Source organism: Klebsiella africana (assembly GCF_020526085.1).
GTDB lineage: Bacteria > Pseudomonadota > Gammaproteobacteria > Enterobacterales > Enterobacteriaceae > Klebsiella > Klebsiella africana.
Map to the genome: position 1 here is coordinate 3,172,718 of NZ_CP084874.1, position 26,404 is coordinate 3,199,121.

Here is a 26,404-nt window from a genome sequence, read left to right on the forward strand (position 1 = left end):
GACACCTGCAGTGGAATATCAATATGGATTATCAATTAACGCTTAACTGGCCCGACTTTATCGAACGCTATTGGCAGAAACGGCCGGTGGTATTGAAGCGCGGCTTCGCCAATTTTATCGACCCCCTAAGCCCGGACGAACTGGCTGGACTGGCCATGGAGAGCGAGGTCGATAGCCGCCTTGTCAGCCATCAGGATGGAAAATGGCAGGTCAGTCACGGTCCCTTTGAAAGCTACGATCACCTGAGTGAAAACAACTGGTCCCTGCTGGTGCAGGCGGTTAACCACTGGCATGAGCCGTCTGCGGCGCTGATGCATCCGTTCCGCGCTCTGCCGGACTGGCGTATCGACGATCTGATGATCTCCTTCTCGGTACCCGGGGGCGGCGTCGGCCCGCATCTGGATCAGTATGATGTGTTTATCATTCAGGGCACCGGCCGTCGGCGCTGGCGCGTTGGGGAAAAGGTGCCGATGAAACAGCACTGCCCGCATCCTGACCTGCTGCAGGTTGATCCCTTCGAAGCGATCATCGATGAAGAGATGGAGCCGGGCGATATTCTCTATATTCCGCCAGGATTCCCGCATGAGGGTTATTCGCTGGAAAACTCGCTTAACTATTCGGTCGGCTACCGTGCGCCGAATGCCCGCGAGCTGTTCAGCGGCTTTGCCGACTATGTCCTCCAGCGCGAACTGGGCAGCCAGCGCTACGCCGATCCGGACGTGCCGTCCCGCGATCATCCGGCCGATATTTTACCGGCCGAACTGGACCGCCTGCGCGAGATGATGCTGGGACTGATTAACCAACCGGAGCATTTTAAGCAGTGGTTCGGCGAGTTTATCACCCAGTCACGTCATGAGCTCGACGTCGCGCCGCCGGAGCCGCCGTATCAGCCAGATGAAATTTACGATTCCCTGCAGCAGGGCGACACGTTGCAACGGCTGGGCGGCCTGCGGGTGCTGCGCATTGACGGCGAGGTGTTCGTCAACGGCGAGAAGATCAACTCCCCACATCGTCCGGCACTGGATGCTTTAGCCACCCATCTGACGCTGCGCGCCGACCATTTTGGCGATGCGCTGGAGGATCCTTCTTTCCTCGCCATGCTGGCAGCGTTGGTCAACAGCGGCTACTGGTTCTTTGGCGACTGAGTCTCCATCCTGCCCGGCGGCGCTGCGCTTGCCGGGCCTACGGGTTCTGTAGCCACCGGCTGGACCGTAGGCCGGATAAGGCGAAGCCGCCATCCGGCACTTTGTGGTTTCGATGGCGGCAATGTCTTACCCGAGCATTATCGCCTCTCGCCTGCATCAAATTCGCTTACCTCACCCGCCCAAGCCGGCGGATACCATCCCCGGCGAACATCGCGATGAAAGGTCGAATACGGCCAATCCTGCACCCGACGGACATGACCGTGCTTAACGGGATTGATATAAACGTAATCCATATGCCGCCGGTAATCTTCTTCATTACGGATGGCATGTTCCCAGAATCGCGGCTGCCAGATATGGCCCTGCGCCAGCGCTCGGGTAAACATTTTTTTAATGTCCCGCCAGCGACCGGAATAATCGGTATCCCCCTCAGGCAGGGTCCAGATGCAGTGCATATGCTCTGGTAAAACCACCCAGGCGTTAATCAGAAAAGGTTTTTTGCTTTTAACAGACGCTGTAGCGGCACGCAGATGAACAATATGCCGCGTCAGGAGATCGCTGCGCCGATTTTGCAGGTTAACGGTGAAGAACCAGCAGCCGCCGGGGATATAACTGCGACGATAATCAGACATGTGAGGTTCCCTCCTCAGTATTAGCCTTATCGCTTTTGCCCGGCGGCGCTGCGCTTGTCAGGCCTACGGGTTCTGTAGCCACCGGCTGGACCGTAGGCCGGATAAGGCGAAGCCGCCATCCGACATAAAGACAGGCACCTGCTCTGCTGTTCACCGCCCGGCGGCGCTGCGCTTGCCAGGCCTACAGGTTCTGTGGCCACCGGCTGGACCGTAGGCCGGATCAGGCGAAGCCGCCATCCGGCATAAAGACAGGCACCCGCACTGCTGTTCACCGCCCGGCGGCGCTGCGCTTGCCGGGCCTACGGGTTCTGTAGCCGCCGGCTGAACCGTAGGCCGGATAAGGCGTTAGCCGCCATCCGGCATCTTGTCCGACACGGTCCGTTTGAGGAGGCTATTTCCCTTTTCGTGCCGCCGTCAGCTCGGCGATACGCACGATCACCTGCACCGCCTTCTCCATCCCTTCCAGAGTGACAAATTCATGCTTGCCGTGATAGTTATAGCCGCCGGTAAACAGATTCGGGCACGGTAATCCCATAAACGAGAGCTGCGCGCCATCGGTGCCGCCGCGGATCGGCTTCATTTGCGGTTCAATATCGCAGTCCACCATCGCCTGACGGGCAATATCGACCACGTGCGGATGAGCGATCACCTGCTCATGCATATTGTAATAACTATCCTCGATTACCAGCTCGATATAGCAGTCCGGGTGCAGCCCCTTGCCGACCTTTTTGGCGATCTCCATCATCTTGCGCTTACGCGCCTCGAAGTGCTTACGGTCAAAATCGCGGATGATGTAATGCATCTCGGCCCGATCAACGCTGCCTTTCATGCTGGTGAGGTGATAAAAACCTTCATAACCTTCGGTGGTCTCCGGCGCCTCATCGGCCGGCACTTCGGCATGAATGCGTGCGGCCAGCGACAGCGCATTCACCATCACCCCTTTCGCGGTGCCGGGATGCACGTTATTGCCGACAATTTTAATGGTCACCGAGGCGGCGTTGAAGTTTTCAAACTCCAGTTCGCCGACCCCGCCGCCGTCAACGGTATAAGCCCAGCGGGCATCAAAGGCCTCGACGTCGAAATGCTTCGCCCCTTTACCCACCTCTTCATCGGGGGTGAAGGCCACGCGGATATCGCCATGGGGGATGTTTTTCGCCTGCAGGGTCGCCAGCGCGGTCATGATTTCGGCAATACCGGCCTTGTCGTCGGCCCCGAGCAACGTTTTCCCGTCGGTGGTGATCAACGTCTGTCCCAACAGCTGATGCAGTACCGGGAACATCACCGGCGAGAGCACCTCATCGCCGATGCCCAGCGCGATATCGCCGCCGCGATAGTTTTCGACAATCTGCGGATTGACGTTTTTACCGCTGAAATCCGGCGACGTGTCGACGTGAGAGATAAAGCCGATGGCCGGGATATCGCCCTCGACGTTGGCGGGCAGGGTTCCCATTACCGTCCCTTTTTCACTCAGCGTTACCTTGACCAGTCCCATTTCTTCCAACTGCGCCTGCAACAGGCGTAACAGCTTCCACTGCCCTTCCGTGCTGGGGACCTGACGAACGCCAGGCTTTGACTGCGTGTCCAAAGAAACGTACTGCAAAAAACGCTCAAGCAATTTATCCATGTAGCCACCCTCTTCTTTTGTGACAACATTATTCATAAGCCAGAAAAGACAAATATTGCGTCAGGTCATTCTTAGTCCGTAAAGCGAAATTTAATAACAGGACCGACGTTATGGTGTAAAGGTAGACTATCCGCGCGTATCAAGGATTGGCGATTACCCTCGTTTGCCGTAGAATGCTGGCCCTTATTAAAAACGTGCAACCCCAAAGGTGGTTAATCACAAACCCCGCAGCGGTCAGCGATTTTCCGTTGCGTCTACATGGGACAGAGTCAAAAATTGAATATACAACCGCGTTCGCGTTCGCCGCTGGTGCAACTGGCGGGAATTCGCAAGAGCTTTGATGGTAAAACGGTCATCGATAACCTTAACCTGACCATCAACAATGGTGAGTTTCTCACCCTGCTTGGCCCTTCTGGCTGCGGTAAAACCACCGTTCTGCGCCTTATCGCCGGCCTGGAAAACGTCGATAGCGGACGGATCCATCTCGAAGATCACGATATTACTCATGTTCCGGCGGAAAACCGCCACGTCAATACCGTATTCCAAAGCTACGCCCTGTTTCCGCATATGACGGTGTTCGAAAACGTCGCCTTTGGCCTGCGGATGCAAAAAACGCCGGCGGCAGAAATCACCCCACGGGTAATGGATGCCTTAAAGATGGTGCAGCTGGAAACATTTGCCCAGCGCAAACCACACCAGCTCTCCGGCGGCCAGCAGCAGCGCGTGGCCATCGCCCGCGCGGTGGTTAACAAACCGCGCCTACTGCTGCTCGATGAGTCTCTTTCGGCACTGGATTACAAACTGCGCAAGCAGATGCAAAACGAACTGAAAGCGCTGCAGCGTAAGCTCGGGATCACCTTCGTCTTCGTCACTCACGATCAGGAAGAGGCCCTGACCATGTCCGATCGCATCGTGGTGATGCGCGATGGCAAAATCGAGCAGGACGGTACCCCGCGTGAGATTTACGAAGAGCCAAAAAACCTGTTTGTCGCCAGCTTTATCGGCGAGATCAATATCTTCGATGCTACCGTGATTGAGCGCCTCGACGAGCAGCGCGTACGCGCCAGCGTCGAAGGACGGGAGTGCAATATCACCGTCAACTTTGCCGTGGCGGCCGGCCAGCGTCTGCATGTCCTGCTGCGCCCGGAAGATCTGCGCGTCGACGAGATCCACCACAACAGCGACGCCGACGGCCTGATCGGCTATGTCCGCGAACGCAACTACAAGGGGATGACCCTGGAGTCAGTGGTGGAGCTGGAAAACGGCAAAATGGTGATGGTCAGCGAGTTCTTTAACGAAGACGACCCGGATTTCGACCACTCTCTTGACCAGAAAATGTCTATCAATTGGGTGGAAAGCTGGGAGGTGGTGCTGGCCGATGAAGAACACCAGTAAATTCCAGAATGTGGTGATTGCCACTATCGTCGGTTGGCTGGTGCTGTTTGTCTTCCTGCCCAACCTGATGATCATCGCCACCAGCTTCCTGACCCGCGACGACGCTAACTTCGTCAAGCTGGTCTTCACGCTGGACAACTACTCGCGGCTGCTGGATCCGCTCTATTATGACGTGCTGCTGCATTCGCTGAACATGGCGCTGCTGGCGACCCTCGCCTGCCTGGCGCTGGGCTATCCGTTTGCGTGGTTCCTTGCCCGGCTGCCGCAGAAGGTACGGCCCCTGCTGTTGTTCCTGCTGATCGTCCCTTTTTGGACCAACTCGTTGATCCGCATCTACGGGCTGAAGATTTTCCTCAGCACTAAAGGTTACCTGAACGAGTTTCTGCTGTGGCTGGGGGTGATCGACACCCCGATACGCATTATGTTCACCCCCTCGGCGGTGATCATCGGCCTGGTGTACATCCTGCTGCCGTTTATGGTGATGCCGCTCTACTCCAGCATTGAGAAACTGGATCGCCCGCTGCTGGAAGCGGCGAAAGATCTCGGCGCCAGCAAGCTGCAGACCTTTATCCGCATCATCATTCCGCTGACCATGCCGGGGATCATCGCCGGCTGTCTGCTGGTAATGCTGCCGGCAATGGGGCTGTTCTACGTTTCCGACCTGATGGGCGGCGCCAAGAACCTGCTGATCGGCAATGTGATCAAAAGCCAGTTCCTCAATATCCGCGACTGGCCGTTCGGCGCGGCAACCAGCATTACCTTAACCCTGGTGATGGGCCTGATGCTGTTGATTTACTGGCGCGCGGCGCGCCTGCTGAATAAAAAGGTGGAGCTGGAATGATCGGTCGACTGCTGCGCGGCGGCTTTATGACCGCCATCTATGCGTATCTTTACATCCCTATTATTATTCTGATCGTTAACTCGTTTAACCGGTCGCGCTTCGGCATCAACTGGCAGGGGTTCACTACCGACTGGTATAGCCTGCTGATGAACAACGATAGCCTGCTGCAGGCCGCCCAGCACTCGCTGACCATGGCGGTGCTGTCGGCGACCTTCGCCACCCTTATCGGCTCGCTGACCGCCGTGGCGCTGTACCGTTACCGCTTTCGCGGCAAACCGTTCGTTAGCGGCATGCTATTCGTAGTGATGATGTCGCCGGATATCGTAATGGCTATCTCCCTGCTGGTGCTGTTTATGCTGATCGGTATTCAGCTGGGCTTCTGGTCGCTGCTGTTTTCGCATATCACCTTCTGCCTGCCCTTCGTGGTGGTTACCGTGTTCTCCCGGCTGAAAGGCTTTGATGTACGCATGCTGGAAGCGGCGAAAGATCTCGGCGCCAGTGAGATGACCATCCTGCGCAAAATTATCCTGCCGCTGGCCCTGCCGGCGGTAGCCGCTGGGTGGCTGCTGAGCTTCACGTTGTCGATGGATGACGTGGTGGTTTCCTCGTTCGTCACCGGTCCGGGGTATGAAATTCTGCCACTGAAGATCTATTCAATGGTCAAGGTTGGCGTTTCGCCCGAGGTGAACGCCCTGGCCACGATTCTGTTGGTTCTGTCGCTGGTGATGGTCATCGCCAGTCAGTTAATTGCACGTGATAAAACTCAGGGGACGTTAAAATGAAAAAATGGTCACGCCACCTGCTCGCGGCGGGCGCTCTGGCAATCGGCATGGGCGCTGCGCACGCGGACGATAGCAAAACGCTCTATTTCTATAACTGGACCGAGTATGTGCCGCCGGGCCTGCTGGAGCAGTTCACCAAAGAGACCGGCATCAAGGTTATCTATTCGACCTACGAGTCGAACGAAACCATGTACGCCAAGCTCAAGACCTATAAAGACGGCGCGTACGATCTGGTCGTCCCGTCGACCTACTTTGTCGACAAGATGCGCAAAGAAGGCATGCTGCAAAAGATTGATAAGAGCAAGCTGAGTAACTTCAGCAACCTCGATCCGCAGATGCTGAATAAACCGTTCGATCCGAATAACGACTACTCGATTCCCTATATCTGGGGGGCGACGGCCATCGGCGTCAATAGCGATGCTATCGACCCGAAAACTATCACCAGCTGGGCCGACCTGTGGAAACCGGAATATAAAAGCAGTCTGCTGCTGACCGACGACGCGCGCGAGGTGTTCCAGATGGCGCTGCGTAAACTGGGCTATTCCGGTAACACCACCAACCCGAAAGAGATTGAAGCCGCCTATAACGAGCTGAAAAAACTGATGCCCAACGTCGCGGCGTTTAACTCCGATAACCCGGCTAACCCATATATGGAAGGCGAAGTGAACCTCGGCATGGTATGGAACGGCTCGGCTTACGTCGCCCGCCAGGCCGGTACCCCGCTGGAAGTGATCTGGCCGAAAGAAGGCGGCATCTTCTGGATGGACAGCCTGTCGATCCCGGCGAATGCCAAAAACGTCGACGGCGCGCTGAAGCTAATTAACTTCCTGTTGCGCCCTGATGTCGCGAAACAGGTAGCCGAAACTATCGGTTATCCGACGCCGAATCTGGCCGCGCGCAAAATGCTCAGCCCGGCAGTGGCCAACGATAAATCGCTCTATCCGGACGCCGCAACCATTGAGAAAGGCGAATGGCAGAATGACGTCGGCAGCGCCAGCGCCATTTATGAAGAGTATTACCAGAAGCTGAAAGCGGGCCGTTAATCCCGCAAGGCGGAACCTCGGTTCCGCCCTTTTTTTGCCCTCACCCTAGCCCCGCAGCGCGCGCCAGAGGATCGCCGGCAGCTTGCGCCAGCGCGGCCGATGGTAAAAATCCACCAGCCGCTGCGCCACCACTTCCTGCCCCCGGTGGGTGATGAACCAGGGCGGCAGGGGCATCAGCGTCAGTTCGCCATGGCACAGACTACGCGGAAACGGCCGAAACGGCGCCTCAATCACCGTGCGCTCGGTTTTCTCCAGCATAAAGCTGTTATGCACCTTCCCCCGCCCGCTCTGAATATCGTCGAGCGTGTGGCCGGGAAACGCCCCCCACGGGCAAGGGGCTAACAGGAAGGCCACCCCGCTCCAGCAGTTGATCGCCACCGTGCCGTAGCGCAGCTCGGCGATCAGCGCGTTAAAACGCTTACGCCCGATCGCTTTGCGGGTGCGCGGGTGGATCACAATATTGGCCCCCAGCGTGCCCTGCAGCCGCTGATTCGCATAGCCGATCGCCTGGCGCAGAAAGCTTTCCGCACTGTCGGCCTCAAGGTGGGTGATCGACAGCCCCGGGCCAAAGACCTCCTGCTGGCAAAACCCCGGATCATCGTCGGTATTCGCCACAATCAACGGCAGCGCGTCACCGCGGGCTATCTCCAGCGGCTGCCGGGCGCGCAGGCGAAAATCGGTCAGCCGGTTTTCAGCGCCGGGATAATAGTCCGGACGGGTGTTCGCGGCGATCAGCCGGTACAGCTGATTCAGCAAGGCCGTCGCTGGCTCCCAGCCCTGCTGCAGGATCAGCACCTGGCTGGCCACGCAGTTAAACCCGCCGTTGTTCATCTTCTGCGTCGCCAGCTGCTGCGCCTGAAATGCGATATCCGCCTCGCTCCACGGCCCGGGAACGATAATGGTGGGGCTGACGCCACCCAGCTCCGAGGTCACCCGACGCGGGTTCAACGGCGTTCCGGCGGCCCGACGCTGGCGAGCCGCTTCACCCTCGCCCCAGACGATGGCGTCATGGGTCTCACGGGAGCCGGTGATATGGATCTCATCGACAGCGGGATGGGTGGTCAGCCACGCCCCCGCCCGGCCGTCGCCGGTGACGATGCGGAGTGCATCCATGGCAATCAGCGGCGCCAGGGCCTGGGCCAGCAGATCGTGCAGATAATCATTCACCGGGTTGAGCTTCAGCAGGCAGACCTGATTCTCAATAAACAGCTTGTGTAGCACATCCAGTGGCGCAATCGAGGCCACATTGCCGGCGCCAAGCACCAGCGCCAGCTTGCCCTGCCGCACGGCAGGCGGGATGTCGTATGCCCGCGCCGCATAGCGGTCGAGGTGGGCCCGGGTGACGCCTGGCTGCATCCATATCTCAGCGCGAACACCAGACAGCAACAGTCGATCCCAGAGCGTGCCGGGCACCACCCGCAGCGCCAGGCGGCCGTCCGCCAGCGTCCGCAGCGGGAGCCGCCGCAGAAAAGTCTTCTCCTCCAGCTGCTCCAGGGTGGCGATAAGCCCGTTGCAGCCGACCATTAGCGCGCAGGGGCCCGCCAGCCACTCTTCCCCCGCCAGCGGATCGCCCGCTGGCAACCCTTTGGCCGCCGCTGCCGCGGCCACCCACGCCGGGGCAATGCCGGCCAGAGCATCCTTGATCTGGCGCAGGAGCGCCAGACGACGGTTCACTGAGGTTTCCGCCCAGCGCTGGCGCGCCGCCGACAAGGCGTGCAGGGCAGCTTCATACTGAGAACAGGTCGTCAGACCGGGTCGCGCATGGCTCATTTTCCCTCACTCATTAAAATCTCTCCGTAGGCCTGGCGCAGCTGATTTTTGAGCACCTTGCCCGTGGCGCTGACCGGCAGCGCATCGACAAATATCACCCGGTCCGGGATCTGCCATTTAGGCACCCGCTTCTCAAACCAGCTCAGTAGATCGGTCTCCTCCACTTCTCCCCCTTCCGCACGGACGCACAGCAGCACCGGCCGCTCGTCCCAGCGCGGATGGCGGGCGGCGATGGCCGCCGCGCTGCGCACCCCCGGATGCGCGATGGCGATATTCTCCAGCTCAACGGTGGAGATCCACTCGCCACCGGACTTGATAATATCCTTTGCCCGATCGCTGATCATCAGATAACCATTGGCGTCGAGCGTACCGATATCACCGGTATCAAACCAGCCTGCCGCGGTCAGGGCGCTCGCGTCCTGACCATAGTATTGCTCTACCACCCAGTGCCCTCTGACCTGCAGATAACCCTGGCTTTGACCATCCCGGGGCAACGGTTCGCCACCCACGTCCACCACCTGCAGTTCGATGCCGAAAATGGGCCGCCCCTGACCGGCGCGCTGCTTTTGCTGTTCCTGTGCCGGAAGCGCGTCATGTTTGCTCAACGGTGTGTTGATGGTGCCGATGGGCGATGTTTCGGTCATTCCCCAGGCGTGGGTCAGCGCAATGCCGTAATCACGCTGAAAGGCCTCGGCCATCGACGGCGGCAGCGCGGAGCCGCCGACCAGCGCACGTTTAAATTCAGGCAGCCGGACCTCTGTCCGGCGCATCGCCGCCAGCAAGCCGGCCCAGATCACCGGCACGCCAAACCCCACCGTCACCTTCTCGGCGGCCAGCAGCTGCAGCAGGCTGTCGCCATCGAGGTGCGGCCCCGGCAGCACCAGCCGCGCGCCGACCATGGCGGCGATAAACGGCGTCCCCCACGCGTTGACATGGAACATCGGCACCACCGGCAACAGGCTGTCCTTCGCCGATATACCGGCGGCGTCCGGCTGGTTGCCGCTCAGGGCGTGCAGGACCAGCGAACGATGGGTATTCAACACCCCTTTCGGCCGGCCGGTAGTTCCCGAGGTGTAGCAGAGCGAAGCTGGGGTCAGTTCATTGAGCTGCGGCCAGCGATAGTCTACTGTCCCCTGCTGCAACAGATCGTCATAAAACAGCAATGAGGGCAGCTGGCTGAGCGCCGCTTCGCTGCGGGACTCCATCAGCACGACGTGTTTCACCGTCGGCAGCTGCGGCAGCAGCTGCGCTACCAGCGGCAAAAAGGTCTGGTCAAAAAACAGCACTTCATCGGCAGCGTCGTTGAGGATATACCGCAGATGGTCAACCGACAGCCGCGGATTGACGGTGTGCGTCACCCAGCCGCCGGAGGCGACGGCAAAATAGATCTCCAGATGGCGGCGGTTGTTCCATGCCAGCGTGGCGCAGCGGGCACCCGGCGGCAGCCCCAGCGACGCCAGCGCCGATGCCAGCCGCTGAGCACGGCTGGCCACCTCCCCCCAGCAGCTGCGCTCCTTCTCACCGCCAGTACTCACCGAGACAATCTCGGTCTCGCTGTGATACTGCGCCGCATGGCCGAGCAGCGCGGCAGTGGTGAGATCCTGATAAATCATCGGTGACGGCATGGCGGGGTCTCCTTTACAGACGTCCGGCGGAATTGAGGGGCGCGGCGCGATCGTGCGGGCGCCTATTGAACCTGGTCTACATTTGCCGGTCTGCACAAAAAAACGTACGGAAATCAGCGGTCACGCACAAAATAGAGTGGGAAATTATTCAGGAAGGAGAAGACGAACGCATGACCGGAAGATCATTACTCAGGGAGCGTATCGCCCGACACCGGGCCGGGCGATAGCGGTGGGGATTTACAGCAGCGCTTTCGCTTTAGCGACCACGTTGTCGACGGTGAAGCCGAACTCTTCGAACAGCTGCTCAGCCGGCGCAGACTCACCGAAGGTGGTCATGCCAACGATCGCCCCGTTCAGGCCAACGTATTTGAACCAGTAGTCAGCGATACCGGCTTCCACGGCAACGCGCGCGGTCACGGCTTTCGGCAGTACGGATTCACGATAAGCCGCATCCTGCTTGTCGAACGCGTCGGTGGACGGCATGGAGACCACGCGCGCCTTCACGCCTTCGGCAGTCAGTTTGTCCCACGCGGCCACCGCCAGCTCCACTTCTGAACCAGTGGCGATGAAGATCAGCTCCGGCTGGCCGGCGCAATCTTTCAGCACGTAACCGCCGCGGGCCACGTTCGCCAGCTGCTCTGCGGTACGCTCCTGCTGCGCCAGGTTCTGACGGGACAGGATCAGCGCGGTCGGGCCGTCCTGACGCTCAACGCCATATTTCCACGCAATCGCGGATTCAACCTGGTCACACGGACGCCAGGTGGACATGTTCGGCGTGACGCGCAGGGAAGCGACCTGCTCTACCGGCTGGTGAGTCGGGCCATCTTCGCCCAGACCGATGGAGTCGTGGGTGTAGACCATCACCTGACGCTGTTTCATCAGCGCCGCCATACGTACCGCGTTACGCGCATATTCCACGAACATCAGGAAGGTGGAGGTGTACGGCAGGAAACCGCCGTGCAGCGCGATACCGTTGGCAATCGCGGTCATACCGAACTCACGCACGCCGTAGTGGATGTAGTTCCCGGCAGCGTCTTCGTTGATCGGCTTAGAGCCAGACCACAGAGTCAGGTTGGACGGCGCCAGGTCAGCGGAGCCGCCGAGGAATTCCGGCAGCAGCGGGCCAAACGCTTCGATGGCGTTCTGCGAGGCTTTACGGCTGGCGATTTTCGCCGGGTTGGCCTGCAGCTTCGCGATGAACTCGTTAGCTTTGGCGTCGAAGTCAGACGGCATCTCGCCTTTCATGCGGCGGGTGAATTCGGCTGCTTCCTGCGGGAAAGCTTTGGCGTAGGCAGCGAACTTCTCGTTCCATGCCGCTTCTTTCGCCTGGCCGGCTTCTTTGGCATCCCACTGCGCATAGATGTCAGACGGGATTTCAAACGGCGCGTATTTCCAGCCCAGCGCTTCGCGGGTCAGGGCGATTTCGGCGTCGCCCAGCGGCGCGCCGTGGGAGTCGTGGGTGCCTGCTTTGTTCGGCGAACCGAAGCCGATGATGGTTTTGCACATCAGCAGGGACGGTTTGTCGGTGACCGCGCGCGCTTCTTCTACCGCGCGTTTGATGGCGTCAGCGTCGTGCCCGTCAACGCCGCGCACCACGTGCCAGCCGTAGGCTTCAAAGCGTTTCGCGGTATCGTCGGTGAACCAGCCTTCAACGTGGCCGTCGATGGAGATGCCGTTGTCATCATAGAACGCCACCAGTTTGCCCAGTTTCAGGGTACCGGCCAGGGAGCACACTTCGTGAGAAATGCCTTCCATCATGCAGCCGTCGCCCATAAAGGCGTAGGTGTAGTGGTCGACGATGTCGTGGCCCGGACGGTTGAACTGCGCCGCCAGGGTTTTCTCGGCGATAGCCATCCCGACCGCGTTAGCGATACCCTGGCCCAGCGGACCGGTGGTGGTTTCCACGCCCGCGGTGTAGCCGACTTCCGGGTGGCCCGGGGTTTTGGCGTGCAGCTGGCGGAAGTTTTTCAGCTCGGATATCGGCAGATCGTAGCCAGTGAGGTGCAGCAGGCTGTAAATCAGCATCGAACCATGGCCATTGGACAGGACAAAGCGGTCACGGTCAGCCCACGCCGGATTGTTCGGGTTATGGTTCAGGAAATCACGCCACAGCACTTCGGCAATGTCAGCCATACCCATCGGGGCACCCGGGTGGCCGGATTTGGCTTTCTGTACAGCGTCCATGCTCAGGGCGCGCAGCGCATTGGCGCACTGGCGGCGAGTGGTATTTGTCGTCTTCATCGGTCTATTTCCCCTGCGGCCTACAGCATCTGCTGAATCTGTTGTTCCAGTTTCACCTGATCGACAGCAAACAGGCGGATCCCTTCCGCTAGTTTTTCCACTGCCATGGGATCCTGATGATGCTGCCAGAGGAATTCCGCCTGCGTCATCGGGCTGGGACGGGTTTCCGTCACGCAGCCGGGGGTCAACTGGCGGGTCAGCGCCCCTTCGCTGGCCGCCAGCTCGTCCAGCAGTGCCGGAGAGATAGTCAGGCGATCGCAGCCCGCCAGCGCCTGGATCTGCTCAATACGACGGAAGCTGGCGCCCATTACCACCGTGTCATAGCCATGGGATTTGTAATACTGATAAATCTGGCGCACAGAGACCACGCCTGGGTCGCTGTCCACCTGATAGGCTGACTGCGGCTGGTGCTTCTGATACCAGTCGTAGATGCGACCCACAAAGGGTGAAATGAGAAAGACGCCCGCTTCAGCGCACGCCCGGGCCTGAGCGAAAGAGAACAGCAGCGTCAGGTTGCAGTTTATACCGCTCTGCTCCAGCTCTTCGGCAGCGCGAATGCCTTCCCAGGTGGCGGCGAGCTTAATTAAAATCCGCTCGGGACCAATGCCATTTTTTTCATATAACTGAATGAGCTTGCGCGCCTTCGCGACGCACATCCCGCGATCCCAGGCAAAGCGGGCATCCACTTCGGTGGATATACGCCCGGGCACATGGCGCAGCACCTCGCTGCCGATATCCACTGCCACCTGATCGCAGGCGTTAATCAATTGCGTTTCTGCGCTGCCTCCCTGGCGGCGTGCCTTGCCAATCGCATCGGCAATCAGCGGCTGATACTGCGGTAGCTGCGCGGCCTTCAGCACCAGCGAGGGGTTGGTGGTCGCATCCTGTGGTGCAAACTTTTTAATCGATTCAATATCGCCGGTATCAGCAACAACCGTGGTGTATTTTTTCAGTTCGTCTAACTGGCTCATCATCTGTTCCTTATCTTACGACTGCGGAGATTAATCTCTGGCATGCTGGTGTTCGTAATAATCAATACGTTCCACTTTGGGCGCGGAGCCGCCGCCTTCATATTCGGACTCAAGCCACGCCTGAATAATTTTTTTGCCCAGCTCAGTGCCAATCACCCGCGCGCCGAGGGTAATAATCTGCGCGTTGTTACTTTTACGCGCTCGCTCGGCGGAGAAGGTATCGTGACACTGTGCGGCGCGGACCCCGGGGACTTTATTGGCCACAATACTCATCCCAATGCCGGTACCGCAGATCAGAATGCCGCGCTCGTGTTCGCCCTGTTTAATCGACATCGCCACCGCATGGGCAACATCCGGATAAACGGTACTCCCCTGGCGTTTATCGCTGCTGTAATCCGCGACGTTAATTCCCAACCCATTCAAATAAGCGACGATGGCATCGCGAAAAGCATAGGCGGCATCATCCGCACCAATAGCGATTGTTTTCATGGTTATTTCCTTAATTTAACAGTACGTCTTAATGACAATTCGGGTAAAACGAAATTTGGTCGCCGGGCTGAATAATTTGTGGTGGTTCGCCGTAAAGGTGTACCGTCCCGGGTAATTCAGCGATTTCTGCGCCATCAAAATTTAGCGTGATATGGCCAAGCTGTCGTAAATTTGCCGTTGCCACAGGGCCTACCGCGGTCACCCGATAATTTTTATCATTTAATTTCATTTGCTGACCGGGCGATAACTCGGCGGTCAGTTCGCTGGCCTGGTGTACAGCGCAATAACTCGCAATATCGTCGGGAACGGCATCGGAGAATAAAATAAGCCGCAGCTCCCGCAGAGAGCACTCAACATATTCCCCGACGGCGGTAATCCGTAATGAATACAACGGCACGCTCATACTATTTGTGTCCTTTGGCAGCAGGGGAAGATAATGTCACGCTCTCTTCACTTTTCACCTCTTTCAGCGGTTCAGCGGCTGGCGCCCGCTTTTTCAGCCGTTTATCAAACCAGGCGACCAGTATCGGCGCGGTGATCATGGTGATAATGCTCGCCGTCGCCAGCTGCGCGGTGGCGGCATCCACGTACATCGCCAGCGAAGGATCAGCCTGGGCAACCATCGCCGGCGTCAGCGCCGAGCTGGCGGCGGTGGTTCCCAGCGCGGCGCCCAGCGCGCTTTTCTTCTTCAAAAACAGGTTGTAGATAAAGTAGAACACAATCCCGGTTAGCGCGGAGATAATACCCAACAGGATCCCGGACAGCCCGGCGGTAAACACTGTATTGATGCTTGAGTTGGCGCCGATGGCGAACGACATAATAATGATCACCAGCGGCTGCGCCGCAGCGCATAACTGTTTAAAACGTTCGTCCAGATTGCCCCACAGCATGCCAATCAGCAGTGGGATCAGCATCGACAGCAGCGCGGCGAAGGGAATATTGGCCAGGCCGCTGACGCCCAGCACCATCATGGTGACAAACGGACCATCCTTGATGCAGAACACGGAGATCGCCCCGGCATCACTGGCATCGCCATAGTTGCTGCACAATGCGATATAGAGGGAACTGTTCGAGCTGGTCAGGCAGGCAATCAGCGCCAGGGTCGATATCCCGAGAAAACCGCTCGGGCCAAACAACGTTCCCGCGGCCCATACCGCCAGGGCCCCGGCCAGACATTTGAGAAACAGCAGCACGGCGCCTTTATAGAGCGGTAACCCGGCCTGACGGATATTGATCGAGGTTCCGCAAATGAGCAAAAATATGCCCATCATGGCACTGGAACCGACTTTAAATAAGGCGGTGGTCGGGCCGCCAATGCTGAGCACCTGGGGCGCGAAAGTATTAATTAATATGGCCACCAGCAGTGGAATAATAATTAACCCACCGGGCACCTTATTCATTTTCTCAAGTATATTAATATTCATAGGGTAACTCTTAAATTAAGATTTAACAGAGATAACGACGCAATACTACCCTGACGACCATTACGTCGTTTATTAGTTATTAGATGACTGGGTTATTGCTGTGCTTCTTGATAAATTCGGTCAACAATGGTGCTAATAATATCTTCCGGTCCGGTTAACCCTCCTTTTCCGACACAAATTAAGCCGGCATAATCGCCACCAATAATCCGCACCATATCGGTTTGCGGGATGACATAGTCAATCATTTCTATTCCGGTGGCACCCAGCTCTTTTAGTACATTGACCATAGTATCGCCACCGGTCATATACAATCCTTTAATTTCACCCGACGCACAGTTAAGCACCTCGCGCACAATACAGCCCAGCCCCTGGTTAATATTTTGCGCAGCCTCGCCGTGGGCCAGACCAAATCGCTGCTCCTCTTCCTGAAGGTTTAGCAACCGCCCGGTCAAGGCAGACTCAAAAACAAAGAGCGCGTTGTGCTGCGCCGGAACGCACTGCCGGGCATGCTGCACCACGCGATTGACTTCAATCTCAGCGGCGTTTTTCCGGTCAACCAACAGCTCGGCATCCACCGGGATATGGCAGACCCGGGCATCATTGGCGATCAAATACTGGAGCTGTTTTTTGGTCACTGGCGTTGCGCTGCCGGCGACGATCAGAATCGAGCCGCGCTGGCTGTCCGCTGTCAGGCTCGCGGGCGCACTGCTCCGCGCTTCGCGCATCAGGCCGCGACGAACCGCCAGCCGTTCGGTAAAGGGCCCTGGATCGACGGCCAGCACGTTCCAGTTCAGGGCCACTACCGCCCCGGCGATGGCATCGACATCGTCGACGGTTATCGCATCGACCACTATCACCCGCACGCCGCGCTGTTGTTGTTCCTGTAAATCCTGCTGGATTTGCCCTTCGCCTTTCATCACCGACGTCAGCGCGATATGCCCGACCTGATGATGGGTCTGCGCTGCCAACAGTCCCGGCACCCACGACTCGGTGACCGGAGTACGTACATCGCGAGCCACATCGGTCCGCGACAGGGCTACCGAATCAATCACCGAGTAACCGCCGACGAGAATACGCCGTGACTGCGGCATCGCCGGCACCACAACCGCCACCGTCTCCTGCGGCAGTTGTTCCAGCATGGCGTCGATTTCAAATCCGATGCCGCCGCGCAGCGTGGTATCAATCCGCTTGGTGAAATAGTGCGCGCCGCGAGCCTGCAGCTGTTTCACCGCAGCGCTCACTTTCTGCTGGGCCTCCGCTTTCGGCAATGGGCGGCTGTCGCTGCTGACCACCATCGCCGGATACTCTACCTCATTGCGGGCGAAGGATTCGGTATCGAAAAACGCGGCGGTTTTTAAACCGCTGCGCGCCAGCAGCACCCCGACGGTGGTTGCCCCGGTCAGATCGTCCGCCACGATCCCAAGCTTTCCGCCTTCCCCTTGCGGCCAGACCATCTCAATGCAGGCTGGCGTCACCCCGGAGACGTAGATCCCTTCGTGTATAAATTCCGCCAGCGGGCCGCTTTTACCGGTGGGATGCAGGTTAATGGTGGGAATTCCCCGCTTCGGATAGAGTCCGCAGCGCAACGTGCCGCCGCAGTCGATGACCATTAAACCAATCTCTTCCGCCGGCGGTTCGCCATTTTTGAATACATCAATGGAGGGCCAGCCGGTCAGTTCGCTCAGGCGGTCGACGACCGGGGGGCGGATACCCCCGGTGATGTACGCGATCTTTTTCCCCTGACCCAGCGTGATAGTCAGCGGCCCACCCCAGCCCTTACAGCCCTTGCTAATCAACAGATGTTTTTCCATTTCTCTGTCCTCGTGATTCGCATGAACCTCAGCGATTATTGATGCTTCATTTTCCAGTAACGGGCCGCCACCAGCGTCGACTCCAGCATACTGACGGTACCCGCCTTACCGGTACCGGCGATGTCAAACGCCGTCCCATGGTCAACGGAGCTGCGCATAAACGGCAGGCCGAAGGTAATGGTGATCGAACGTTCAAAGTCGAGGGTTTTGCAGGCGATATGCCCCTGATCGTGATACAGCGAGAGAATGGCGTCGTAGCGCCCCTGTTTGCCGAGATGGAAGACGGAATCGGCCGGAACTGGCCCGATAGCGTTGATCCCCATCTCCTGGGCCGCTTTCACCGCCGGGATCAGATTGTCTGCCTCTTCGTGACCAAACAGACCGTTGTCGGAACCATGCGGGTTCAGGGCAGCCACGGCAATGCGCGGATTTTTGATGTTCAGGGCGGTAAATTCATGGTGGATCTGCTGAACGCAGGCCAGCACTCGCGCTTTGTTGGCATAGTCACAGGCTGCTTTTAGCGCCATATGACGGCTCACGAAGAAGACGCGCAGGTTGTGGACGTGGAACATGGTCAGACCGTAATCAGATTGGGTTTCCACCTGATAGATTTCGGTATGGCCCGGGAGCTTACATCCTGCCAGCTTGATGGCTTCCTTATGAATTGGTGCCGTCGAGACCACATCGATCAGCCCCGCTTTGCCCAGCTCGATCGACTTCATCACATAGTCCAGTGACATTTGCCCCGCCAGCTTCTGCACCTTGCCCCATTCGATGCTGTCGCAATCGTAGTCGCCGGTTTCCAGAACATCCAACGTCCCCCAGCTGAAACGGGCCTCCTGCGGATGGGCAATTTTATGGATAGCAAAATCGCAACCCATGATTTTCATCGCCCGGCTGATAATCGGTACCGAGCCGATCAGGAACGGTTTGCACTCGTCATACACACTTTTGTCCATCATGGTGGCCACGGTGATCTCGGGGCCGATCCCTGCCGGATCGCCAATGGTAATCGCCACAACGGGTTTTTTCTCTGCTGACATCATGCGCCTCTCATTGTCTCAGTTGATTGTTCATATGTTCATTACCGAATCATATGCTCAAAACATTACCTGAGGAATGAGCCGCCATAAGTGATGAAGATCACATAAAAAAATTCATAGATTTTTTTCATCGAAAAATGTGATCTAACATATGTTCACGCACTGATAAAAAGTTCAACCTCAATACAGGGTATGGCACCCACATTTGGCAAGCGTCTGATTTTATTAACAGGAGAAGCAAAGATGACCCAGATATGGTTAGGAACCAGCTGGAAAATGAACAAGCCGCTGTCGCAGGCCATGGCGTGGTGCGAAACGCTGGCAGCGCGAATGCCTGAGGGCTGTCACCCTGCTATTCAGCCCTTCGTCATTCCCCCCTTCACCGCTATCCAACCCGTCAGCCATTTTCTGCAAACGCATCAGTTACCGCTTCTGACCGGCGCGCAGAATATGCATGAAGCGGATCAGGGCGCCTGGACCGGGGAAATCTCGGCGGCCATGTTGGCAGAAACCGGCGCCACGCTTGTTGAGCTGGGACATTCAGAACGACGCGCCGCCTTTAATGAAAGCGATGCCGCGATTAATCGAAAAGTACATAGCGCCTTAGGTCATGGCCTGCGTCCACTGGTCTGTATTGGCGATAGCGCCGAGGAGAAACGCTGGCAGGTGTCGCGTGAAAGCGTGGTGCGACAGATGAAAATCGCTCTGTATGGCCTGAGCCACCAGCAGGCGCTGCAGACCCTGATCGCTTATGAACCGGTGTGGGCCATTGGTGAACATGGCACGCCCGCCTCACCGCAGGAAGCGGGCATCATTCATCAGGCACTACGTCAGGCGCTTTGCGAGCTGTTTGGTCACGAGACGGGAACCCGTATCCCACTGCTCTATGGCGGCAGCGTTACGCTGCAAAACGCGGTGGAACTGCTGCGCCAACAGGAGATCAATGGGTTGTTTATCGGCCGCGCGGCCTGGGACGCCCAAGGCTATTGCGACATTGTTCAACGCGTTACACAGGAATTTATTTTGCAAGCGCAGTAATATAAAAGGGACACCAGAGATGGAAATTCCAGGCCATGATTGAACAAGACTCAGATTACGCCCTGCTCACTGAAATTGCGGTGGCTTATTACGATCAGGAACAAACGCAGGAAGAGATCGCCAAACGATTCGGCATTTCGCGTATCAAAGTCGGGCGCCTGCTGAAAAAAGCGCGCCAGGAAGGGATTGTTGAGATCAGCGTCAAATACCATCCGGTCTTCAGCTCCCAGATTGAGCAGCAGTTTATTTCGCACTTTGGCATTAAGCGCGCGCTGATTGCCCTGGATCACCATGATGAGGATGAACAGCGCCAGCAAGTGGCGGCCCTGGTCAGTAACTACCTGGCTGGTGTGTTAAAAAACGATATGACCGTCACCGTGGGGCAGGGACGCAATGTGGCCGCGGTGGCGAATCACGTTGGCGTGTTTCCTGAGCGCCACTGCCGCTTTATTTGCGGCATCGGCGGAACCAAGCGTGACAATCAGCTGATTGACGCCGACCACATCAGCCGGAATCTGGCGCGCAAATTTAACGGCTTCAGCGAAACACTTTACGCCCCGGCCTATGTGGAAACCCCGGAGCTGCGCGCGGCCTTTATGCAAAACCGCCTGATTAAGGCCACGCTCGAACAGGCCAGCAAGGCTGACGTGGCGATCATTGGCCTCGGCGATATGAATGAAAACAGCTTTATGGTCCAGCTCGGCTGGTTTACGCCGCAGGAAATTGCCACCGCGCGTCAGGAACAGGGGGTGGTGGGCGATCTGGCGGGGTACAGCTTTTTCAATATTCAGGGCAAGCCCGTCGATACGGTAATGAATGACCGGGTCATTGGCTTAAGTCTCGAACAGCTGCGGGCCATCCCCTGCGTGATCGCTATCGCCTCCGAAAGCACGAAAGCGACGGCGATCCTGGGGGCATTACGCACCGGGGTTATCGATGTGCTGGCTACCAGCGCCTCAAACGCCCGTTCGGTCATTAATATGCAAAAAGCGCTATAGATAAGCCACGGCGCAGGCGGCGGCTCAGCGTCGACCGCCGTCGCGCTGGTCTTTACCCTTCCTTTTTTCGGCTCGCCGCTGCATAAAATCTTCAATGATGCCGAAGATCCCGTTGAGAGGTTTCCACAGTACCACCAGCAGCAGCATGGGGCCGTATATCCGCACACCCCCTGTCGCGACCTGACCGATGCACAGCAGGGCTAAGATATCCAGCAGCAGGCACAATGCGCTGCCAGTGCCGACGAATAAACACAGCAGGAAGAGGATCGGTCGGCTATCGGCGTGTAGCGGTAAAGCGCGCTGGCTCCAGACGCCAACGATAATGGCCGCGATCAACATGATCGCTTCGATAACCAGCGGATTATGCATGGTCTGACTCCTGTCATGACGTGACATCCTTGTCAGCAGCGCTGCCGGCGGCCGTGGGCTGCGCCCTGGCTACCGGCAGGCTGCTTCAGTTTACAGCGCGTTTTCCTGCAGCAGCTTATCGATAAAGGCAGGTACCACTTCGCTTGCCAGCCCGTAGTGCTTCTCGGCAAACTCGCTGCCTACCTGGCTGGGTTCCAGGTTCAGCTCAACGGTATGGGCGCCGTGCAGCCGCGCCTCGTGCACAAAGCCAGCCGCCGGATAGACATGGCCGGAAGTGCCGATGGCGATAAACATATCCGCCTCGGCCAGCGCGCTGTAGATCTCATCCATCCCCAGCGGCATTTCGCCAAACCAGACCACGTGCGGACGCAGCGCCGCCGGGAACTGGCAGCAGTGGCACTTGTCCTCGGCGGTGACGTCGCCGGTCCACTCCAGTACCTGGCCGCTCCACGAACAGCGCACCTTCAACAGCTCGCCGTGCATATGGATCACCCGGCGGTTGCCGGCGCGCTCGTGCAGATTATCAATATTCTGGGTGACCAGCAGAAAATGGTCGCCCAACAGATCCTCCAGACGCGCCAGCGCCAGATGCGCCGCGTTCGGCGCGATCTCCGGACTCTGCAGCTGACGACGACGGGCGTTGTAGAACGCCTGCACCAGCGCCGGATCGCGGGCGAAGCCTTCCGGCGTCGCCACATCTTCTACCCGATGCTCTTCCCACAGGCCATCGGCCGCGCGGAAAGTTTTGATCCCCGACTCTGCCGAAATGCCCGCGCCGGTTAACACCACCACTCTCGGTTTTGCCATCGCTTCAGGTTTCATCCTGTCCTCTCTAAAGAAAATCCGCTGACGCAGACGGTCACGCAACCGACGTTTATTGCGACGAAAACGGCTCAATCGATGTAAACGGCGCGACTGCATAGCTACCTCTGTGGTTAATGGGTCAGATGAAGGAAAGCCGCACCGCGCATTCCCCCGGCATCGCCGTGGCGCGCGCGCTCAATGCGCGGTACCCTGGCGACCGGCAGAAGATGGCGCGGCAATCGCTGCGCCAGCCCTTCGCTAATGGCCGTAAAGTTAGATAATCCACCGCCGAGCACCAGCAAATCCGGATCGACAATGGTCAGTATATTCCCCAGACACACCGCCAGCAGATCGAGATAGCGCTCAACGTGCGCTTGGGCGCGCGGATCGCGCTGCTGCCACTGCGCCACAATCTCCGGTGAGGAGAGCGATTGCTGATAAAAATGTTCGTACAGCCAGGCGAAACCGCGACCGGAGAGATAATTTTCAATGCAGCCCAGCTGGCCGCAGCCGCAGCGCAGCAGCGGGAAATCGCGCCCGACCACCTCCAGGGCATCCACCGGCAGACGAATATGACCAAACTCGCCGGTGATATAGCTATGCCCGGTAATCGATTTACCGTTCAATACCAGGCCGCCGCCCACGCCGGTGCCGAGGATCAACCCCATCACCAGCGGGTATTGCGTAAACTCATCGTCCCATGCTTCTGACAGCGCGAAACAGTTAGCGTCATTATCGAGACGCACATCGCGCCCCAGTCGCGCGCTGAGGTCGGCGCGTAGTCGCCTGCCGCTGGCGGCTGGCACGTTAGCGGCATACAGCGTGCCGTCTGCGGTTTCCGGCATTCCCGGAATACCGATCCCGACCGAACCCTGCTGGTCGAAGCGCTCATCGGCCTCGCGGACCAGCGCCTCTACCGCCTGGAGAAAATCCTCATAACTGCTTTTCGGCGTGGCGACGCGTTTTTCCCACTGCAGTCGCCGCTCCTGATTAAATACGCCCAGCGCTATCTTGCTGCCGCCAATGTCAAATCCATAATACATTTCAGCAATTCCTCTTGTGTCGTCAGCAAAGCCGACGATGACGATAAATTACTGGCCACTCAGCACCCTCGCCGGGTCGATGCGGCTGGCGCGGCGGGCGGGATACCAGCTGGCCAGCAAACTCAGCAACAGTGCTGTCACCAGCACATAAAAGACGTCCAGCCAGTGCAGTTCTGACGGCAGGAAGTCAATAAAATAGATGTCGCCGGAGAGGAATTTATGCCCGATCAGGTATTCGATGCCGTTGATGATTGACGTCAGGTTCAACGCGCAGATCACGCCGATCACTACCCCGAACAGGCTGCCTACCGATCCGGCTAATAAACCATACCACACGAAAATCGCGCGAATTAAGCCGTCTTTTGCGCCAAGCGTGCGCAGCACCGCAATATCGCCGCTTTTGTCTTTGACCGCCATCACCAGCGTCGAGACGATGTTAAAGCAGGCCACGCCGATCACCAGCACCATCGCCAGGTACATAATGGCGCGGATCATCTGGATGTCGCGATACATATAGCCATAGGTGCCGATCCAGCTCTTGATGTAGACATAGCTGTTGGTCACCTCACCGGCGTCGCGCACCAGCTTGTTAGCATGGAAAACGTCGGTGACCTTGATGGCGATGCCGGTCACGCTGCCGCCCATCTCCAGGTACTGCTGCGCATCCTGCATCGGGATCATGGCAAAACTATGATCGAGCTGACCGCTCAGCTGTAAAATTCCGGTCACATGCAGCCTGACGCGTTTTGGCTGCAGCAGCTGATGGTCGGCGTCGGCATTAGGGATCATGATAGACACCCAGTCCCCCTGCTTCACGTGCAGGGCATCGGCGACCCCTTTGCCCAGGATCACTTGCTGTTCGCCAGCCTTGAATCCGGCCCACGCGTTATTCTGCACAAAGGTGGGCAGCGCGCTGAGCTGGCTCTCCTGCTGCGGGTCGACGCCTTTCACCTGGATGGCGCGCATATTGCTGCCGCTTTCCACCAGGCCGGTGAAGTTAATATAGGGCGCTGCCGCAACAATCCCCTTCACCTTCTGCACCTTCGCCAACGCTTCCTGCCAGTTATTCCACGGCTGATTCACGGGTTCGATTTCGCCGTGCGGTACCACCGCCAGCACGCGGTTGTTCAGCTCGCGCTCAAAGCCGTTCATCGCGCTGAGGCCGACGATCAGCACCGCCACCCCCAGCGCAATGCCGATGGTGGAGATCACCGAGATCAGCGACACCATGCCGCCGCGCCGCCGTCCACGGCTGAAACGCAATGCAATCAGTAACGATAACGGAGACGCCATTACTCGGCCCCCATCAGGGTCAGGTCGGCGGTGAGGCGGCCATCGCGCATCTCCAGCTGGCGGTTCATACGCTTCGCCAGCTGCAGGTCGTGGGTCACCACCAGAAACGCGGTGCGCTGCGCGACGTTCAGTTCGCCCAGCAGCTGGAAGATGCTGTCGGCGTTGCGAGCATCAAGGTTACCGGTCGGTTCATCCGCCAGCACCAGCCGCGGTTTATTCACCAGCGCGCGGGCAATCGCCACCCGCTGGCGTTCACCGCCGGAGAGCTCCGACGGACGGTGATGGCTGCGGTGTTCAAGCCCGACCGCCTGCAGCATCGCTTTCGCCTGGCGTTCAATATCCGCTGGCTTCTTTTTGCCAATCAGCAGCGGCATCGCCACGTTTTCCAGTGCGCTAAAGTCCGGCAGCAGATGGTGGAACTGATAGATAAAGCCCAGCTCGCGGTTACGCAGGTCGGCGCGCGCGGCGGTGGAGAGTTTACTCATCGGCTGGCCGGAGAAAATCACGTCGCCAGAGGTGGGCGTATCCAGGCCGCCGAGCAGATGCAGCAGCGTACTTTTGCCAGAGCCGGAGGTGCCGACAATGGCCATCATCTCGCCTTCACCAATGCTGAAGCTGACATTGTGCAGGACATCGGTTTGCACATTGCCTTCCTGATAGCGTTTGCACAGGTTGTCGCATTGCAGCAGGATCTTATTCATAACGTAAAGCCTCAGCGGGTTGGGTGGCGGCAGCGCGCCAGGAAGGGTACAACGTAGATAACAGGGCCAGCACCATCGCCACCAGGGCGATAATAATGACCTGCAGCGGCTCAATCGCCACCGGCAGCGCCGCGCCGTCAAGGAAGGCGCCGATGATCGGCATTAAATTATTCAGCTGGCTGGCCAACAGGGCGCCAAGCACCGCTCCCAGCAGCGCGCCGACGATCCCGGCGCTGGCCCCCTGCACCATAAAGACGGCCATAATCTGCCGCGGCGTCAGCCCCTGGGTCTGCAGGATCGCCACTTCGCCCTGTTTCTCCATCACCATCATCCCCAGCGAGGTAATAATGTTGAAGGCCGCGACGGCGACGATCAGGCTCAGCAGCAGGCCCATCATATTTTTCTCCATGCGCACCGCCTGGAACAATTCGCCCTTACGCTCGCGCCAGTCCTGCCACTGAGTTCCCGGCGGCAGCGTCTGCTGACTCAGGGTGTCGACCTGCAGCGGTTTATCCAGCCACAGGCGCCAGCCGGTGATATTCCCCAGCGGGTAGCGCATCAGACGAGAGGCGTCGTCGATATTGGTCAGCATCTGATAGCCATCGACTTCGCTGTTGGCAGCGAAGGTGCCGATGACCGTAAACAGACGCTGGCTCGGCACGCGGCCCATCGGCGTAAACTGACTGGCGGAAGGAACCATCACGCGGATTTTATCGCCGCGATTAACCCCCAGCTGGCCCGCCAGTTGCTCGCCGAGAATAACGTTATATTTGCCCGCCTGCAGATCGCTCTGTTTGACGTTCACCAGGTATGGAGTCAGGGGATCGTTCTGCGCCGGGTCGATACCCAGCATCACCCCGACCGCCACGCTGCGCGCGCTCTGCAGCACCACGTCGCCGGTGGTGATCGGCGCCACGCGGGTCACGCCCTGAAGTTTCGCCTCGCGCTCCGGCAGTTGCTGAGGGTTCACCGAACCCTGTTTGGCGCTAAGAATGGCCTGCGGCATCAGCCCCAGGATGTTGTTTTGCAGCTCGCGTTCAAAGCCGTTCATCACCGACAGGACCGTCACCAGCGCCATTACGCCAAGCGTAATACCGATAGTTGAGAGCCAGGAGACGAAACGACCGAAGCGGTCGGCTGCGCGCCCGCGCATATAGCGCAGGCCGATAAAGAGTGCGGCAGGTTGGTACATGTCATCCATCTGGTTGCTGATAGCCGATGCCCGAGTATATAAGCGATTAGGGGCAGCGTAAATGACTGATACCTGACGACTTTATTAGCAATAATCCTAAAAACCAAGCAAATACAAACGGATAGATAAGTAC

Annotated in this window: 24 protein-coding genes; 7 read left to right on the forward strand and 17 right to left on the reverse strand. The window is 58.3% G+C overall.

Going from position 1 to position 26,404, the window contains the following annotated elements; all coding sequences use genetic code 11:
* The first annotated feature begins 23 nt into the window (after positions 1-23).
* Positions 24-1,145: a ribosomal protein uL16 3-hydroxylase gene (locus LGL98_RS15540; RefSeq protein WP_136035114.1), complete on the forward strand. Its 1,122-nt coding sequence runs from the start codon at positions 24-26 to the stop codon at positions 1,143-1,145.
* Positions 1,146-1,282: 137 nt separating this feature from the next.
* Here LGL98_RS15540 and LGL98_RS15545 read toward each other — a convergent pair whose 3' ends face one another.
* Together LGL98_RS15545 and pepT are read right to left on the reverse strand one after the other, a co-directional pair.
* Positions 1,283-1,774 (reverse strand): REP-associated tyrosine transposase, encoded by a 492-nt coding sequence (locus LGL98_RS15545; protein WP_136035119.1) that lies wholly within the window; start codon positions 1,772-1,774, stop codon positions 1,283-1,285.
* A gap of 391 nt (positions 1,775-2,165) precedes the next feature.
* A complete protein-coding gene (gene pepT / locus LGL98_RS15550; RefSeq protein ID WP_136035121.1) occupies positions 2,166-3,398 on the reverse strand; it encodes a peptidase T in 1,233 nt (410 codons plus the stop codon).
* 258 nt (positions 3,399-3,656) lie between these two features.
* On the opposite strand from pepT, the gene potA reads away from it, so the two are divergent.
* From potA to potD, 4 genes are read left to right on the forward strand one after another with little or no spacing between them, the layout of a single operon-like run.
* Positions 3,657-4,793, forward strand: a complete 1,137-nt coding sequence (potA, locus tag LGL98_RS15555; RefSeq protein ID WP_136035123.1) for a spermidine/putrescine ABC transporter ATP-binding protein PotA — start codon at positions 3,657-3,659, stop codon at positions 4,791-4,793.
* Positions 4,777-5,634: a spermidine/putrescine ABC transporter permease PotB gene (potB, locus tag LGL98_RS15560; RefSeq protein ID WP_004150812.1), complete on the forward strand. Its 858-nt coding sequence runs from the start codon at positions 4,777-4,779 to the stop codon at positions 5,632-5,634. The genes potA and potB overlap by 17 nt, the downstream gene beginning before the upstream one ends.
* The gene (gene potC / locus LGL98_RS15565; protein ID WP_012968557.1) at positions 5,631-6,416 is read left to right on the forward strand and encodes a spermidine/putrescine ABC transporter permease PotC; all 786 of its coding nucleotides are present in this window, start codon (positions 5,631-5,633) and stop codon (positions 6,414-6,416) included. Before potB ends, potC begins: the two co-directional genes overlap by 4 nt.
* Positions 6,413-7,459, forward strand: a complete 1,047-nt coding sequence (potD, locus tag LGL98_RS15570; RefSeq protein ID WP_136035125.1) for a spermidine/putrescine ABC transporter substrate-binding protein PotD — start codon at positions 6,413-6,415, stop codon at positions 7,457-7,459. The genes potC and potD overlap by 4 nt, the downstream gene beginning before the upstream one ends.
* 45 nt (positions 7,460-7,504) lie before the next feature.
* Here potD and LGL98_RS15575 read toward each other — a convergent pair whose 3' ends face one another.
* From LGL98_RS15575 to pdxA, 9 genes are all read right to left on the reverse strand, one after another.
* Entirely contained in the window at positions 7,505-9,229 is a 1,725-nt protein-coding gene (locus LGL98_RS15575; RefSeq protein ID WP_136035127.1) for an aldehyde dehydrogenase family protein, read from the reverse strand.
* The gene (locus LGL98_RS15580; RefSeq protein ID WP_136035129.1) at positions 9,226-10,854 is read right to left on the reverse strand and encodes a long-chain fatty acid--CoA ligase; all 1,629 of its coding nucleotides are present in this window, start codon (positions 10,852-10,854) and stop codon (positions 9,226-9,228) included. Before LGL98_RS15580 ends, LGL98_RS15575 begins: the two co-directional genes overlap by 4 nt.
* A 237-nt stretch (positions 10,855-11,091) precedes the next feature.
* Positions 11,092-13,095, reverse strand: coding sequence for a transketolase (gene tkt, locus LGL98_RS15585; protein WP_069134964.1), 2,004 nt, complete (start codon positions 13,093-13,095; stop codon positions 11,092-11,094).
* A gap of 20 nt (positions 13,096-13,115) precedes the next feature.
* On the reverse strand, positions 13,116-14,066 hold the full coding sequence (gene tal / locus LGL98_RS15590) for a transaldolase (RefSeq protein WP_065881725.1): 951 nt from the start codon (positions 14,064-14,066) through the stop codon (positions 13,116-13,118).
* A 30-nt stretch (positions 14,067-14,096) separates the two neighbouring features.
* Positions 14,097-14,555 carry a ribose 5-phosphate isomerase B gene (gene rpiB / locus LGL98_RS15595; RefSeq protein ID WP_080847003.1) on the reverse strand — a complete coding sequence of 153 codons (459 nt, stop codon included), beginning with the start codon at positions 14,553-14,555 and terminating at the stop codon, positions 14,097-14,099.
* 28 nt (positions 14,556-14,583) lie between these two features.
* Positions 14,584-14,958 carry a PTS glucitol/sorbitol transporter subunit IIA gene (locus LGL98_RS15600; RefSeq protein WP_136030725.1) on the reverse strand — a complete coding sequence of 125 codons (375 nt, stop codon included), beginning with the start codon at positions 14,956-14,958 and terminating at the stop codon, positions 14,584-14,586.
* Position 14,959: 1 nt separating this feature from the next.
* Positions 14,960-15,979 (reverse strand): 2-keto-3-deoxygluconate permease, encoded by a 1,020-nt coding sequence (locus tag LGL98_RS15605; protein WP_065904849.1) that lies wholly within the window; start codon positions 15,977-15,979, stop codon positions 14,960-14,962.
* 92 nt (positions 15,980-16,071) lie between these two features.
* A complete protein-coding gene (locus LGL98_RS15610) occupies positions 16,072-17,790 on the reverse strand; it encodes a four-carbon acid sugar kinase family protein (protein ID WP_136030723.1) in 1,719 nt (572 codons plus the stop codon).
* Between the two features lie 35 nt (positions 17,791-17,825).
* On the reverse strand, positions 17,826-18,833 hold the full coding sequence (gene pdxA, locus LGL98_RS15615) for a 4-hydroxythreonine-4-phosphate dehydrogenase PdxA (RefSeq protein WP_004179336.1): 1,008 nt from the start codon (positions 18,831-18,833) through the stop codon (positions 17,826-17,828).
* Between the two features lie 243 nt (positions 18,834-19,076).
* Between pdxA and LGL98_RS15620 the strand changes: the two genes are divergently transcribed.
* Both LGL98_RS15620 and LGL98_RS15625 read left to right on the forward strand, forming a co-directional pair.
* On the forward strand, positions 19,077-19,871 hold the full coding sequence (locus LGL98_RS15620) for a triose-phosphate isomerase (protein WP_136030721.1): 795 nt from the start codon (positions 19,077-19,079) through the stop codon (positions 19,869-19,871).
* Positions 19,872-19,906: 35 nt separating this feature from the next.
* Complete coding sequence (locus LGL98_RS15625) at positions 19,907-20,869, forward strand: sugar-binding transcriptional regulator (protein ID WP_004140612.1); 963 nt, start codon at positions 19,907-19,909, stop codon at positions 20,867-20,869.
* 24 nt (positions 20,870-20,893) lie between these two features.
* Here LGL98_RS15625 and LGL98_RS15630 read toward each other — a convergent pair whose 3' ends face one another.
* From LGL98_RS15630 to lolC, 6 genes are all read right to left on the reverse strand, one after another.
* Positions 20,894-21,238 carry a hypothetical protein gene (locus tag LGL98_RS15630; protein WP_136030719.1) on the reverse strand — a complete coding sequence of 115 codons (345 nt, stop codon included), beginning with the start codon at positions 21,236-21,238 and terminating at the stop codon, positions 20,894-20,896.
* A 90-nt stretch (positions 21,239-21,328) separates the two neighbouring features.
* Entirely contained in the window at positions 21,329-22,159 is an 831-nt protein-coding gene (gene cobB / locus LGL98_RS15635) for a Sir2 family NAD+-dependent deacetylase (protein WP_136030717.1), read from the reverse strand.
* Positions 22,160-22,173: 14 nt separating this feature from the next.
* Positions 22,174-23,085, reverse strand: coding sequence for an N-acetylglucosamine kinase (nagK, locus tag LGL98_RS15640; RefSeq protein ID WP_136030716.1), 912 nt, complete (start codon positions 23,083-23,085; stop codon positions 22,174-22,176).
* A 48-nt stretch (positions 23,086-23,133) separates the two neighbouring features.
* Positions 23,134-24,378 carry a lipoprotein-releasing ABC transporter permease subunit LolE gene (gene lolE, locus LGL98_RS15645; protein WP_004176565.1) on the reverse strand — a complete coding sequence of 415 codons (1,245 nt, stop codon included), beginning with the start codon at positions 24,376-24,378 and terminating at the stop codon, positions 23,134-23,136.
* Positions 24,378-25,079, reverse strand: coding sequence for a lipoprotein-releasing ABC transporter ATP-binding protein LolD (lolD, locus tag LGL98_RS15650; RefSeq protein ID WP_023279549.1), 702 nt, complete (start codon positions 25,077-25,079; stop codon positions 24,378-24,380). The genes lolE and lolD overlap by 1 nt, the downstream gene beginning before the upstream one ends.
* Entirely contained in the window at positions 25,072-26,271 is a 1,200-nt protein-coding gene (lolC, locus tag LGL98_RS15655) for a lipoprotein-releasing ABC transporter permease subunit LolC (protein WP_136030714.1), read from the reverse strand. The genes lolD and lolC overlap by 8 nt, the downstream gene beginning before the upstream one ends.
* Between the last annotated feature and the right edge of the window lie 133 nt (positions 26,272-26,404).

What these genes read in the sequence shown, in the direction of transcription:
- LGL98_RS15575 (WP_136035127.1), bottom strand. Translation starts at nt 9,229, where the DNA reads ATGAGCCATGCGCGACCCGGTCTGACGACCTGTTCTCAGTATGAAGCT.
- lolC (WP_136030714.1), bottom strand. Translation starts at nt 26,271, where the DNA reads ATGTACCAACCTGCCGCACTCTTTATCGGCCTGCGCTATATGCGCGGG.
- lolD (WP_023279549.1), bottom strand. Translation starts at nt 25,079, where the DNA reads ATGAATAAGATCCTGCTGCAATGCGACAACCTGTGCAAACGCTATCAG.
- pepT (WP_136035121.1), bottom strand. Translation starts at nt 3,398, where the DNA reads ATGGATAAATTGCTTGAGCGTTTTTTGCAGTACGTTTCTTTGGACACG.
- cobB (WP_136030717.1), bottom strand. Translation starts at nt 22,159, where the DNA reads ATGCAGTCGCGCCGTTTACATCGATTGAGCCGTTTTCGTCGCAATAAA.
- pdxA (WP_004179336.1), bottom strand. Translation starts at nt 18,833, where the DNA reads ATGTCAGCAGAGAAAAAACCCGTTGTGGCGATTACCATTGGCGATCCG.
- LGL98_RS15630 (WP_136030719.1), bottom strand. Translation starts at nt 21,238, where the DNA reads ATGCATAATCCGCTGGTTATCGAAGCGATCATGTTGATCGCGGCCATT.
- tkt (WP_069134964.1), bottom strand. Translation starts at nt 13,095, where the DNA reads ATGAAGACGACAAATACCACTCGCCGCCAGTGCGCCAATGCGCTGCGC.
- potB (WP_004150812.1), top strand. Translation starts at nt 4,777, where the DNA reads ATGAAGAACACCAGTAAATTCCAGAATGTGGTGATTGCCACTATCGTC.
- LGL98_RS15625 (WP_004140612.1), top strand. Translation starts at nt 19,907, where the DNA reads ATGATTGAACAAGACTCAGATTACGCCCTGCTCACTGAAATTGCGGTG.
- potC (WP_012968557.1), top strand. Translation starts at nt 5,631, where the DNA reads ATGATCGGTCGACTGCTGCGCGGCGGCTTTATGACCGCCATCTATGCG.
- LGL98_RS15540 (WP_136035114.1), top strand. Translation starts at nt 24, where the DNA reads ATGGATTATCAATTAACGCTTAACTGGCCCGACTTTATCGAACGCTAT.
- LGL98_RS15620 (WP_136030721.1), top strand. Translation starts at nt 19,077, where the DNA reads ATGACCCAGATATGGTTAGGAACCAGCTGGAAAATGAACAAGCCGCTG.
- rpiB (WP_080847003.1), bottom strand. Translation starts at nt 14,555, where the DNA reads ATGAAAACAATCGCTATTGGTGCGGATGATGCCGCCTATGCTTTTCGC.
- LGL98_RS15610 (WP_136030723.1), bottom strand. Translation starts at nt 17,790, where the DNA reads ATGGAAAAACATCTGTTGATTAGCAAGGGCTGTAAGGGCTGGGGTGGG.
- lolE (WP_004176565.1), bottom strand. Translation starts at nt 24,378, where the DNA reads ATGGCGTCTCCGTTATCGTTACTGATTGCATTGCGTTTCAGCCGTGGA.
- LGL98_RS15545 (WP_136035119.1), bottom strand. Translation starts at nt 1,774, where the DNA reads ATGTCTGATTATCGTCGCAGTTATATCCCCGGCGGCTGCTGGTTCTTC.
- potD (WP_136035125.1), top strand. Translation starts at nt 6,413, where the DNA reads ATGAAAAAATGGTCACGCCACCTGCTCGCGGCGGGCGCTCTGGCAATC.
- potA (WP_136035123.1), top strand. Translation starts at nt 3,657, where the DNA reads ATGGGACAGAGTCAAAAATTGAATATACAACCGCGTTCGCGTTCGCCG.
- nagK (WP_136030716.1), bottom strand. Translation starts at nt 23,085, where the DNA reads ATGTATTATGGATTTGACATTGGCGGCAGCAAGATAGCGCTGGGCGTA.
- LGL98_RS15580 (WP_136035129.1), bottom strand. Translation starts at nt 10,854, where the DNA reads ATGCCGTCACCGATGATTTATCAGGATCTCACCACTGCCGCGCTGCTC.
- LGL98_RS15605 (WP_065904849.1), bottom strand. Translation starts at nt 15,979, where the DNA reads ATGAATATTAATATACTTGAGAAAATGAATAAGGTGCCCGGTGGGTTA.
- tal (WP_065881725.1), bottom strand. Translation starts at nt 14,066, where the DNA reads ATGAGCCAGTTAGACGAACTGAAAAAATACACCACGGTTGTTGCTGAT.
- LGL98_RS15600 (WP_136030725.1), bottom strand. Translation starts at nt 14,958, where the DNA reads ATGAGCGTGCCGTTGTATTCATTACGGATTACCGCCGTCGGGGAATAT.